9 protein-coding genes are annotated in these 11,967 nt (G+C 75.2%); 8 read left to right on the top strand and 1 reads right to left on the bottom strand.

Annotation, left to right across the window (positions count from 1 at the left end):
* A complete protein-coding gene (locus CRP49_RS05920; RefSeq protein ID WP_097252458.1) occupies positions 1–1,011 on the bottom strand; it encodes a DUF4097 family beta strand repeat-containing protein in 1,011 nt (336 codons plus the stop codon).
* A gap of 164 nt (positions 1,012–1,175) precedes the next feature.
* On the opposite strand from CRP49_RS05920, the gene CRP49_RS05915 reads away from it, so the two are divergent.
* The 8 genes from CRP49_RS05915 (at position 1,176) to CRP49_RS05875 (ending at position 11,919) form a co-directional block, all read left to right on the top strand.
* Positions 1,176–2,057 carry a hypothetical protein gene (locus CRP49_RS05915; protein ID WP_097252457.1) on the top strand — a complete coding sequence of 294 codons (882 nt, stop codon included), beginning with the start codon at positions 1,176–1,178 and terminating at the stop codon, positions 2,055–2,057.
* A 307-nt stretch (positions 2,058–2,364) separates the two neighbouring features.
* A complete protein-coding gene (locus tag CRP49_RS05910) occupies positions 2,365–2,544 on the top strand; it encodes a DUF6104 family protein (RefSeq protein ID WP_097252456.1) in 180 nt (59 codons plus the stop codon).
* Positions 2,545–2,669: 125 nt separating this feature from the next.
* Positions 2,670–3,080, top strand: coding sequence for a CU044_2847 family protein (locus CRP49_RS05905; protein ID WP_257033316.1), 411 nt, complete (start codon positions 2,670–2,672; stop codon positions 3,078–3,080).
* A complete protein-coding gene (locus tag CRP49_RS05900) occupies positions 3,077–5,245 on the top strand; it encodes a trypsin-like peptidase domain-containing protein (protein WP_097252455.1) in 2,169 nt (722 codons plus the stop codon). Before CRP49_RS05905 ends, CRP49_RS05900 begins: the two co-directional genes overlap by 4 nt.
* A gap of 178 nt (positions 5,246–5,423) precedes the next feature.
* Positions 5,424–6,437, top strand: coding sequence for a MoxR family ATPase (locus CRP49_RS05895; protein WP_097252454.1), 1,014 nt, complete (start codon positions 5,424–5,426; stop codon positions 6,435–6,437).
* Between the two features lie 7 nt (positions 6,438–6,444).
* Positions 6,445–10,269 (top strand): SAV_2336 N-terminal domain-related protein, encoded by a 3,825-nt coding sequence (locus tag CRP49_RS47715; protein ID WP_257033315.1) that lies wholly within the window; start codon positions 6,445–6,447, stop codon positions 10,267–10,269.
* 91 nt (positions 10,270–10,360) lie between these two features.
* The gene (locus CRP49_RS05880) at positions 10,361–10,633 is read left to right on the top strand and encodes a hypothetical protein (protein ID WP_143690585.1); all 273 of its coding nucleotides are present in this window, start codon (positions 10,361–10,363) and stop codon (positions 10,631–10,633) included.
* Entirely contained in the window at positions 10,630–11,919 is a 1,290-nt protein-coding gene (locus CRP49_RS05875) for an HEXXH motif-containing putative peptide modification protein (protein ID WP_097252453.1), read from the top strand. The genes CRP49_RS05880 and CRP49_RS05875 overlap by 4 nt, the downstream gene beginning before the upstream one ends.
* The last annotated feature ends 48 nt before the right edge of the window (positions 11,920–11,967 follow it).

Genomic DNA, 11,967 nt, shown 5'->3' with positions numbered 1-11,967 from the left:
TCAGAGCACCTTCTTGTCGGTCGTGCCGTCGGCCGGGGCGTCGGGGGCGGTGGCGTCCTGGCCGGAGACGGAATTGTCCCCCGAGGCGGTCTTGGGTTCGGCCGCCGGGTCGGTGGGTGTTCCGGTGGCCGTCTGGCCGGTGGGTGTCCCGCTGACTCCGTGGCCGGTGGGCACCTTGGTCTCCCACGATGTGTCGTGCTCGTCCTCCCCCGGCGGGCGGCGCAGCAGGGCGATGGAGCCGGAGACCGTGGTGGCGCGGAGCTTGCCGTTGCCCGCGCCGAGGCGGCCGGTGATCTTGTGAGCGCCCCACTGGCCGTGCACCCGCAGGCCGTCGAAGGCGTTGGAGATCGTGCCGCTCGCGGTGTTCGCCTCCACGTCCGCGTCCGCCGGGTGCGGCAGGCGGATGGCGATCTCGCCGGAGACGCTGGTCAGCCGGACGTCGGTGGGGCCGTCCGGGTCCAGGTCGATGATCATCGAGCCGCTGACGGAGTCCGCGCGGACGGAGGGGCCGGAGCCCTCGACCACGGTCAGGTCGCCCGAGACCGAGTTGAACCGCAGGTCTCCCGTGACGGCCTGGGCCTCCAGGTTCCCCGACACGGTGTCGGCGCGGACCGTGCCGGAGAGACCCACGAGAGTCGTGTCGCCGTTGACGCCCTTGATCACCGAGGGGCCGCTGAGGCCGGAGACGACCGCGCCGGCGCCGACCACGCCCACTTCCACGCGCGTGCCGGCGGGGACCGCGAGGGAGACGACGGCGCTGCGCCGCCAGCCCTTGCGGTCGAGCCACTTGAGGAAGCCCTTCCAAGGCAGGTCCTCGTAGGCCACCGTGAGGGTGCCGCCCTCCTGGGTGACGGTCAAGGGTGAGCCCTCGATGGCCGAGACCTCCAGGCGGGCGGAACCTTCGTCCGTGCCCACGACGTTCACCGTTCCGTTGACGATGCGCACGTGCAGGTCGCTCACCGGGGTGTCGAAGGTGAGCTTCTGCGGCTCGGCGACGGACCACTCGGACATGGGGAGCCTCCTCGGCGGGACACGGTCGCGCTGGTGCGACACGCCATATCGCGTCTTCTGCTAAACACGATATATCGCGGTCGAGGAAAGTCAAGACGCCCTTTCGTGAGACCCGTTCCTGTCCATGTCGGGCGATTGATGTGCAAATTGCCTAGCGTGTTGCCATGCCGACGGACCCGTTCCCTCGCGGCTCCCGGGCCGCCTCCGCACCCGGTGCCCTGCTGCTGTGCCGGGCGGATCCGGAGTCCGTCGCCCCCCTCGCGCCGCTGCTGGGCGAACGGATGGTGCTCACGCGCGCGGGGGAGCGGTGGAGCGTGCTCGTGCCCGAGGGCGGGCCCTGGGAAGCGGCGGCCGGGGGCGGTGAGCCGGTCGACAGGGTGGTCGCGGGCTGGGCCGTCGCGCTCGCCGTCGGTTCGGCCTGGCCCGTGCTCGCGCTGTGGTGGGACGCCGACCGTGCCGGGTTCACCCTCGCCTCCGGTTTCCGCCGGCCCGTCGGCTATGTGTGGCTCGCCAACGGCACGCCCGCGGGGGAGGACGAGGCCATGCGCACCTTCGCCGCGCGGCTCGGGCTGGATCCCGTCCTCGACATGCAGTCCCTGGAGCGGCTGACGGCGGCGGACTCCGAGGCGGATGCGCGGGCTCGGCTGCGGGGGCTGATCGCGGTGCTCACGCGCGCGGGGGTGGAGTTGCCGGACGGGCTGACACCGGGGGTGTCCGCCGAGCGGCTGTCGTCTGCCGTGGCCGGGGTTGCGGGTGGGGTGCGGCCGGCCGAGGGGGCGGGGTGGCGGGAGGCGGTGCGGGCGGAGTTCGAACCGGGGGAGGGCGGGCGGCTCGGGGCGTGGCTGCCGGGGTCGGGGGATCCGCGGGCTCGGTGGCTGGGGCTGGCGCAGGTCGCGACGGGCGTGCCGGCCATGGCGTGGGGGGTGTGGCGGCGCCGCGGGGGGTGGGTGGCGGCGGGGGTGCTGCTCCTGGCGCATGGGGCGCTGGGGCTGGCGTACGAAGGGGTGCGCGGGCGTGGGTGGGGCATGCGCGGGGGTACGGCTTGATGCTGGGCGGGGGTTGTTCGGTGCGCGGTGCTGGTGCGTGCTGCTCGACGGAGCTTGCGTGGCCCCCGGTACTGCCGCCGGCCGGGGGTGAGTCTCGCTCGCCCGCGCCGGCGGGGTGCCGCTGCGCCCACCCGTGCCGCCCCAGCGGCACGACTGCCCGCAGCTGCGCAGGCATGGCGGTACGGCTGCCCGCAGCTACGCAGATGTGGCGGCACGACTGCCGCAGCTACGCAGATGTGCCCGTACGCGACGCGTTCCCCGTTGCATAGGCTGTCCCTGGACGACGTACACGCAGGAAAGGCAGCCCATGTACTTCACCGACCGCGGGATCGAGGAGTTGGAGAAGCGGCGCGGCGAGGAAGAGGTCACGTTCGAGTGGCTTGCCGAGCAGCTGCGCACGTTCGTGGATCTGAATCCGGACTTCGAGGTGCCCATCGAGCGACTTGCGACCTGGCTCGCCCGGCTCGACGACGAGGACGACGAGTAGACGACGAGTAGCAGGGGTCACTCCCGTCACGGTAGGGGCGATCATCGGCCTTATCGTTCGATGACCCTCCCCCTCCGCTTTTTCCGGAGTTAGCCTTCTCCTCCCATTCAGCGAACGGGGGCGTCATGGGTGGAGGAGTCGAACGTATACGGCTCGACGACGGAACCGTCGTCTGGGCCAGGATCGGCGCGGCCGACGAGGCGGCGCTGGACGAGGGCGGGTACTGGGACACCGGGCTCGGGGACCGGGTCGTCGACATGGCGGGTGGGCTCGCCGGCACGGTCGGGGGCGTCGTGCGCTCCCTGCGCGCCGGTCTGGACACACCCGCCCCGGTCGAGGTGTCCGTCAGCTTCGGAATCGAACTGACGGCGCAGTCCGGCAAGATCGTGAGCGCCATCGCGGAGGGCGGCGGCAAGTCCTCCCTGACGGTGTCCCTGACCTGGACCGAACCGGCCGCGACGGCGGACGGCACGGATCCCGGGGCGCCCGCCGGCGCCGTCGTACCGCCCAGGTCCCCGGCCTCCGGCGCCGTATGAGCGCCTTCGACGAGTTGGTGCGCCCCTCGCTCGCACGCATCGGCGCACCGGGTGACGGGTATGCAACGGACCGTGACCTGTACTGGGGGTCGGGGTTCTTCATCGCCCCGGGCTGGCTGTTGACCTGCGCCCACGTCGTGGGGAAGGGGGGAGCCGCGGTGTGCCGAGGGGAGAGCGCCATGCGCGTGACCTGGCAGGAGCGCACCGCCGCCGGCGCCTGGGTGGAGCGGACGGGCACCGGGACGGCCGTGCTCCTCGCGCCCACACCCGAGACCTCGCAGTCGTTCCGCGACCCCTGGCCGTTTCCCGACCTGGCGCTCGTCAACGTCGCCGGTGCGGACGACGTGCGCTGCCTCTGGCTGAGCGACCGGGAGCCCGGCGCCCGCGCCCCGATCGAGCTGTACGGCTGGTCCGTGCAGACCGGCGAGCTGGGCATCCGGCACGGCACCGGCGAGCTGGCGGGCTCCGACGCGCGGGCGCTGCTGCTCGGCGGCAGCCTGCCGATCGGCGGGCTGTCCGGCGGGCCCGTCCTGGACCGGCGGCACGGGTCCGTCATCGGCGTGATCAAGGGGCGCCGCCGGGAGGAGGGGGTCGCCGTCCCGGTCGCCGCGCTGCACGAGCTGCTGGACCTGCGCGGGGGCCCCGCCGTGCTGCACGAGGTCCTGCGCGCGCACGACCTGCACCACCTCCGCCTCCTCGACGACCCGTCGCCGTACGCCAACTGGACCACGCTCCAGGCCACCCTGCCCGCTCTCGCGCCCCCCGCCTCCGGGATCAGCGCCGATCTCCGCGCCCGGCTCTACGGCCATCTCGCCGAGCTGCCGCCGCCCGCCGGAGCGGGCGAGATCGTCCACCTCGTGGAGGAGGTCAAGGAGCAGGTGCGCGGCGAGCGGCTGCGCTCGCTGGTGCTGCAGAACGTGCGGACGTGGCGTGAGGGCGCCGGGCTGCTGTACGGGCTGCGCACGCTGGAACCCGGCGGCGGGGGAACACTGGTCGACCTGGACGCCGTCCTGCTGTACGCGGCCAAGGTGGTCCGCAAGGTCGTACGGGAGCGGCCCGGCGAGGTGGATCCCGCGCGGCTGGGCGCGTTCGCCGGCTGGCTCGGCGGGCAGGCCGACGGCCACCGGAACTGGGCGGTGGGCGAGGCCGTCCGGGGGCTGCTGGAGGGGGTCGACGTCCAGGAGGGCGACGACGGCCGCCCCGCCACGCCCGAGGCCCCGCCCGTCGTCGTACGGCCGCCCGCCACCCGGACCGACGTCCTCGTCAAGGTGGGCCCGCCCATGTACGACGGACGCTACCCGTGGAGCGTGCAGCTGATCTACGACGGCCTGGACGTCACCCCGGTCGACGCCGACGACCGGGGTGTCCGCGTCGAGGAGCTGGCCGCGGTGCTGCGCGAACCGCTGGCCCGGGCGCTCAGCCAGGGCGACCACGGCGAGCATCTGGCCGCGCTGGAGGTGTTCCTGCCCCGCAAGCTGTTCGATCTGCCGGTGGACGAGTGGCAGTTGCTGCCCGGTTCGGCGGCGATGGAGACGTACGAGGACGACGGCGACGACGGGGACGGCGAGGACGACGACGGGGACTTCTTCGATGAGCGGTCCATGCCGCTCGGGATGCGCCGGACCGTCGTCATCCGGGACGCGCGGCGCAACAACCGTCCGCCCACCCCGGAGTGGCGCAGACGCTGGCGCGGCGCGGTCCAGGGGCCGCTCGCGCACGAGCCGCTGCACGGCCGGGCCCCGGCCGACGGCCACCCCGTCGCGGCCCGCTCCGCGGGCAAGTACCCGTACTACGGCGCCCTGTCGTTGATGGACGACCCGTGCGTTCCGGTCTACTGCGGTCCCGTCGGCAGCGGAGAGGGGCAGGCGGCGATGAGGGACGCGCTGATGGCCGGCCACTCGGTGGTGCTCTGGCGCCGGGACCGGCACGACCACGACGAGTGCAAGGACTTCCACCGGCAGGCCGCCCATGTACTGGGGATGGCCCGGCACGCCGAAGGCCTGCACGGCCCGGTGCGTGACCTGCGCATCCGTCTGTACGACCCGGAATCGGCCCGGGCCCAAGGCCTGCGCGGGAAGCTGGCCGTCCTCTTCGACCCGCCGGACCGGCCACCGTACGGCACCGAGACGATGCGGCCGCCGCCGCTGGCCGCCCCTGGCGGCTGACCCGTCCGGCGTCCGCGCCGGACACCCCGTCAAGCCGCTTGACTCGCAAGGCTGTTCGGCGGGCCGGAAGTGTACGCCGGACACCCCGAACCTCGGCAGACACGGTCGCCTGACGGTAGCCTCGTACGTCGAACGGCCGGGCCCGCTGCATGATCACCAAAGCCGGGAGGAGCCCAAGGTGAACGACTGGCGGATCTACCGCGGAGTGGGTCAGCCGCACGACGGCATGCTGCGGTTGCCGGCACCGCCGCCCTGGCGCGACTTCGCGGCCTCCCGGGAGGGCGTGGAGGCCGGCCCGGAGGACCCGAGCAGTGCCCGCCGGCTCGGCGTCCGCCGCCGTCTGGTCGAGAACTACGCGCCCCGGCCCGCCGAGGTGGACGCGGTCAACGCGGCCCTGTACCTGCGCCGGCCCCTGCTGGTGACCGGCAACCCGGGCACGGGCAAATCGACCCTGGCGTACGCGATCGCCCATGAACTCGGCCTCGGCAGGGTGCTGCGCTGGCCCATAGTCAGCCGCACCACCCTCCAGGACGGCCTGTACCGGTACGACGCGATAGGCCGCCTCCAGGACGTCCAGCTGGAGCGCGCCCGCGGCGCCGAGGGTGCCGCGGCCGCCCCCGGCATCGGGTCGTACATCCGGCTCGGCCCGCTCGGCACCGCGCTGCTGCCCGCCGAGCAGCCCCGCGTGCTGCTCATCGACGAACTCGACAAGAGCGATCTCGACCTGCCCAACGACCTGCTCAACACCCTGGAGGAGGGCGAGTTCTCGATCCCCGAGCTGGAGCGGCTCGCCGACCGCGAACCCGATGTCGAGGTGCTCACCCACGACGGCGACCGGGTCGCCGTGCACGGCGGACGGATCGCCTGCACCGCCTTCCCGGTGATCGTCCTGACCTCCAACGGCGAACGGGACTTCCCCGCCCCGCTGCTGCGGCGCTGCATCCAGCTGGAGCTGGACCCGCCCGGCGAGGAGCAGCTCACCGCCATGGTCGAGGCACACCTCGGCACGGACGGTGTCGACTCCGGCGCGGATCTCGTCCGCCGGTTCCTGGAGCGCGAGCCCGGCGAGGTGCTCGCCGCCGACCAGCTCCTCAACGCCCTGTTCCTCACCCGGCACGACCCGCGCGCGCAGAGCCTCACCCGGGAGCGGATCGCCGAGATGCTCATGCAGCCGCTCGACCGTACGAGGTGAGGGGCGGATGCCCGGGATGCGCCTGGACGAGCTGATCGGCAAGCTGCGCCAGGGCGGGCTCGACCTCACCGCGGAGGACGTGGCGGACGCGGTCTGGCTGGCCCGGCGGCTCGGCGCGGCCGCGCCCCGCGACGCGCCCGGACGGCCCGACACGGCACTGTCCGGCCAGGTCGACGGCGATCCGGAGGCGTTACCCTCCAACTCCTCCGAGACGCCGATCGCCCATCCGCCCCGGCCCCCGGCGGACGCCCCCGCCGCCCCGGTCCCGCTGCTCACCCCCGGCCTCACGCCGCGCCTGCGGGCCGACTCCGGCGAGCCCGCCGCGTTTCCCGTCCGCGCCCCCGCCGCCGGTGCCCTGCCGGGACTGCTGGGCCTGGAGAAGGCGCTGCGCGCCCTCGGCCGCTACCGGGTCGCCTCCGTCCGCTCCGAGGACGAGCCGATCGACGAGGAGGCCACCGCCGACCGCGCCGCCGCCAGCGGCATCCTGCTCCCCGTCACCCGGCCCGGCCGCCGCCGGCGCTGCGACGTCCAGCTGCTCATGGACACCGGGCCCGCCATGGCCGTCTGGGGGCAACTGGTCGAGGAACTGCGCCAGGCCTGCCAGCAGTCCGGCGCGTTCGCCTCCGTGCGCGTCCACCACCTGTACGCCGACGACTCGGGCGCACCCCTCATCGGTACGACCGCCGGTCCCGGCCGGCACACCCGGCTGCGCCCCGCCGACGAACTGCACGACCCCACCGGCCGCCGGCTCACCTTCGTCATCAGCGACTGTGTGGGCCCCCTGTGGCAGAACGGCAGCGCACAGCGCCTGCTGCACCAGTGGCCGCGCACCGCCCCGCTGGCCGTCGTCCAGCCGCTGCCGCCGCGCCTGTGGGGCCGTACCGCCCTGCCCGCCGAGCCCGGCCTGCTGCTGCGCCCCGCCGAGGTGGGCGGCCGCCTCGGCTTCCTGCCCGACGACGAGCCCTGGGAGGAACCGGCGCCGGGCGCGCGGCCCGTTCCGGTGCTGCAGCCCACCCCGGAGGCGTTCGAGGCCTTCGCCCGTCTGCTCGGCGGCGCCGGCCCCACCCGCGAACGCGCCTGGGCGGCCCTCACCGACCCGGCTACGACCCCGGCGGCCGCCCCCGCCGGTGCGGCCCCGCGCAGCGACGACGACCTGCTGCGCGCCTTCCGCGCCGGAGCCTCGCCCGGCGCCCTGCGCCTGGCCGTCTACCTCGCCGCGGCCCCCCTCACGCTGCCCGTGATGCAACTGGTCCAGCGGGCGATGCTGCCCGACACCGGCCCCATGGAACTGGCCGAGGTGCTGCTCGGCGGGCTGCTCCGGCAGCTCCCCGGCACCGAGGACCAGCCCTGCTTCGCCTACTCGGGCCGGGTGCAGGACCTGCTCCTGTCCTCCCTCGACCAGGACACGGCCGGCCTCGTGCTCAAGCACTGCTCGGCCTATGTGGAACGGCACTTCGGCAGAGGCACCCGCAACTTCGCCGCCCTCGCCGCGGCCCGTCTTGCCGACCACGGCCCGGCCGGCGGAGCCGCGCCCCTGCCCGAGGACAGCGGCTCGGCGGAGGGCGGCGGCAGCGTCGAGGCCGAGCTGTTCGCCCGCATCCCGGCCCGGGTCCTGCGCTTCTACCTGCCGGACCTGGTCACGCCCGACCCGCTGACCGAGGCCGAGCGCCTGCTCGACCAGTGGCACCATCTGGCCGACCCGGAGGTGCTGCGCCGCGCCCGCGAACAGGCCCTCGCGGCCGCCGTCCCCGGCCCGGCCCCCGGCACCGACCCGCGGTCCCGCCTGGTCCTCGGCCGCATCCTGCGCGCCGAGGCGGGCACGGCGGCGGCGCGTACGGCGGGGAGGCGCGCCGAGCTGCTGCGCGAGGCCGCGGCCGCCCTCGCCGCGGCCCACGCGTCGGCCCCCGCCGACAGCCGCGAACGGGCCGACGCCGCGCTGGAACTCGCCTCCTGCCGCCGCGAGTTGTGGCAGCTGACGGCGGAGAGCGACCATCTCACGGCAGCCCTGGATGTCTTGGACCCCGAGCTGGCGCCCTGGCCCGGGCTGACGGAGCGTGCGCGGGCCTGGTTCCGCGAGTGGCAACGAGGGGACGGGGACACCGGGGCCGGGCTCGGCGATGCCGGGGGGAGGGAGCCGGGGGGCGGCTCCGCCTCATCGGCGGGCGGGAAGGGGGCCGGCAGCGGCTCCGCCGGCGCTGCGGTGCCGGGGTCTGGGTTGGACGGCTTGGGTGAGGCTGGGGCGCCGGGGTCCGGGGCGGACGGCTTCGGTGAGGCTGCGGTGCCGGGATCTGGGCTGGGTGGTTCTGGGGGTGGCTCGGGCGGGTCCGTGGGGCCGGGGTCCGAGTTGGATGGCTTCGACGAGGCCGTCGGGCCGGGGGCCGGGCGGGAGGGCTCCGGTGGTGGCTCGGGGGGATTGACGGCGCCGGGATCTGGGTTGGACGGCTTGGGTGCGACTGGGGCGCCGGGGTCCGGGGCGGACGGCTTCGGTGAGGCTGCGGTGCCGGGATCTGGGCTGGGTGGTTCTGGGGGTGGCTCGGGCGGGTCCGTGGGGTCGGGGTCCGGGGTGGACCGCTTCGGTGAGGCTGATGCGCCCCGGTCCGGGCCGGGAGGCGCCGGAGCCGGCCCCGGTGACCCCGCCGCGTCCGGGCCTCCGCAGGGCGACGCAGGGGACGGTCGGGGTCACAGCCAGGCGGGCGATGCGCCAGGTACCCGGCGGGCCGTCGGGCGGGGTGACGTGCACTGGCCCGTCGCCGCACACCGGTCGCGGCTGCTGCTGCGCGGGCGGATCCTGCTCGATCTGCGGCACCCCGGTGCGGCCATCGAGGAACTGCGGGAAGCCTGCGGGATCCTGGACGTCGAGGAAGCCGCCGATGCCGTACGCGGGCCCGCGTTGCTGGATCTGGCGCGGGCGCTGCGGGAGTCGGGGGCCGAGGACGGCGAGACGCGGCGGGCGCTGCTGCGGGCCCAGCGGGCCGCCGGGGACGACCCCGAGCTGCTGCTGCCCTGCCTGGCGGCGCTGGCCGCGTTCCACGACGCTGCGGGGGAGGCCGGGGAGGCCGACGAGACGTACGAGCGGGCCGTGCTGCTCGCGCCCGCCGACGGCGCCCTGCGCTGCCAACTCCTCACCGCCTGGGGCGAGTCGCTGCTGCGGCGGGCCTCGACCCGGGACGGCGCGGGCATCGTGGACCGGGCCGAGTACGTGCTGCGCGAGGCGCTGAAGTCGCTGCCCGCCCGGTCCGCCCAGCGCGGACGGCTCCAGGGCCTGGTCGGCAGCGCACTGGCCCAGCGGTTCCGCCATCTCGGCTTCCTGCCCGACCTGTTCGAGAGCCGGCACCTGCTCGGCCAGGCCGTGCGCGCCGCGGCCGACGCAGCCGTACGGGCCGAGGTGTGGCTGCAGTTGGGGCGGGTGCGCCTCGAGGGCTGGCATCACGCCGGTGCGCCGGTGCTGATGGACGCCCTGCAGGCGTACGAGAGCGCCGAGCGGGAGGCGCAGGCCGCCCACGGCAGCGACCCGGGCTCGGTGACGGCCGCACGGGCGCGGCACGGCAGCGGGGCGGTGCTCGCGCTGATGGGACGGCCGGGGGCGGCCCGCAGCGCCTACACGGCGGCCCGGGAGCAGTGGCAGCGGCTGGTGGGGGCGCTGCGGGAGGTCGACTGGGCGGACGTGGAACTGACCCGGCGGGTGGAGTCGGAGCCGGCGACGGGGGAGGGACGGACACGTGCGGAACGGGAACTGCGGGACCGGGAAGAAGGGGACTGGGAGCGGGTGGCTCCGCCCTGGTGGCCGTGGACCGGAGAATGGAGCAACTGGTCGGAATTCGACCGGAGTTGATCTGCCCTTGGTTTCCCCCTGCGGGCTGTCGGGAAGAACTGGGCAGCCACGGCGACGGAGCGGGCCGGACGCCGGCAGGGAGGAGCCGAGTGTGGCGGAGCAGCGGAGAGGGGTGGCCACCCCCGGTCGGGACGCCGGACGTGCCGCGCGCCTACCCGACCTCACCCACGTCGACCTGCGGACCCTGCGCGTCCTGGACGATCCCGCCCTCACCGCCGAAGTCGAGCGCGTCCTGCGGAACGCCGCCGAGTGCCAGGAGGTCTGGCACAGCGGCGAGGGCGAGGGCGAGCTGCAACCCTCCGTCGTACGAACATTTTCGGCCGGACTCGCGGAGGCCGGCCGGCTCCCGGACGAGCGGGGATGACACCGGCACCGGTACCGGCCGAGGTCTTCCCGGCGCTGGCGGGCACCCGCCCCACGCCCCGGGGTACGGAGGCACTGCGTGCCGCGGTCCACGCGCGTCGCATGCTGCTCCTCAAGTCCCTCCTCGTCCGCAGCGACCGGCAGCACCACCTGCTCGGCCCCGCCGCGCGCCGGCACTTCGAGCAGGCCTGGGCGCTGCTGGTGGCCGCGGAACGGACCGACCCGGCCGCGGTGCGCGACGTCCTCGACTACCCGACGACCGGGGCCTGGCTCGCCGTAGCGCTCGCCGCGCCCCGGGGTGTCGCGTTCGAGCGGCAGTCGGCGCACCTGGGCGGTGTGGCCGTCGCCGCCGCCGTCCGCGCGGGTCACGCGGTGGACGGGACCCTCGTGGTGCCCACGGGCCTCCTGGTGCTGCCCGGCCTCGGCGTGCTGCACTGCCCGTCCGGCCGCGTCCGGCTGAGCAGCGGACCGGGCTGGTCGAGGATCGCCGACGACACCGGGCACGGCGATGTGGTCCTGGCGCGTCCGGCCGTCCGGCCCGGGCCCGGCGCGTCCCGGCGGGCGGGCGGCGGGAGGGGCTGGTTCGCGCTGCGGACGCTGCCCGGCGGCACGGTCCGCCTCGACGACCTCGATCCGTACCGGCTGCCCTCGCCCGACACCGGCCGCGGAGCGCTCCGTGCCGCCGACCGCTCCGACGCCCCCTGGGGGACGTGGGCCCGGCGCTGGCGGCAGGCCTTCGAACTGCTGACCGCGGTCGACGGGCAGCGCGCCGCCGAGACCGCGGCCGTGCTGCGTGCCGTCGTACCACTGGCCGCTCCCGGTGCGGGCGCCACCCCGGTGGGGGCCACGCTCAGGGCCGCACCGGGCGCCGCACTGATCCAGCTGCCCGGCACGGCGCGGGAACTCGCCGAGTCGCTGGTGCACGAGACCCACCACACCAAGCTGGCGGCCCTGGACGAACTCGTCCCGTTGTGCCGGCCGGGCGGCGGTGCCGTGCACCGGGTCGGGTGGCGCCCCGACCCCCGCCCGGCCTCGGCCGTGCTGCAGGGCGCCTACGCGCATCTGGCGCTCACCGACCTGTGGTGGAGGGTGCGGACCGGCGCCGCGGCCGCCCCGGCGTGGCGACGACGGGCCGGAGAGAGGTTCGAGGCGTATCGCGCCGAGGTGGGGCAGGCCTTGTCCCTCCTGCTGGAATCCGATGAACTGACCACTGCGGGAAGGGAGTTCGTCCAGGGCATGGAGCGCCACCACGCCGGACTCGGCGTGACGGCCCAAAACGTTCTGTGACGCTCCGCAGGGGAGTAATTTCTGTGCGTTAGCGTGTGCCGTGAAAGT

The organism is Streptomyces sp. Ag109_G2-15 (genome assembly GCF_900215565.1).
GTDB classification, from domain to species: Bacteria; Actinomycetota; Actinomycetes; order Streptomycetales; family Streptomycetaceae; genus Streptomyces; species Streptomyces diastatochromogenes.
The sequence above is the reverse complement of the archived record's forward strand: the minus strand, read 5'-3'. Positions and strand labels throughout refer to the sequence as shown.

Coding starts and splice junctions, on each gene's coding strand:
- CRP49_RS05900 (WP_097252455.1), top strand. CDS start 3,077: ATGAGCGCCTTCGACGAGTTGGTGCGCCCCTCGCTCGCACGCATCGGC.
- CRP49_RS05910 (WP_097252456.1), top strand. CDS start 2,365: ATGTACTTCACCGACCGCGGGATCGAGGAGTTGGAGAAGCGGCGCGGC.
- CRP49_RS05905 (WP_257033316.1), top strand. CDS start 2,670: ATGGGTGGAGGAGTCGAACGTATACGGCTCGACGACGGAACCGTCGTC.
- CRP49_RS05875 (WP_097252453.1), top strand. CDS start 10,630: ATGACACCGGCACCGGTACCGGCCGAGGTCTTCCCGGCGCTGGCGGGC.
- CRP49_RS47715 (WP_257033315.1), top strand. CDS start 6,445: ATGCCCGGGATGCGCCTGGACGAGCTGATCGGCAAGCTGCGCCAGGGC.
- CRP49_RS05920 (WP_097252458.1), bottom strand. CDS start 1,011: ATGTCCGAGTGGTCCGTCGCCGAGCCGCAGAAGCTCACCTTCGACACC.
- CRP49_RS05915 (WP_097252457.1), top strand. CDS start 1,176: ATGCCGACGGACCCGTTCCCTCGCGGCTCCCGGGCCGCCTCCGCACCC.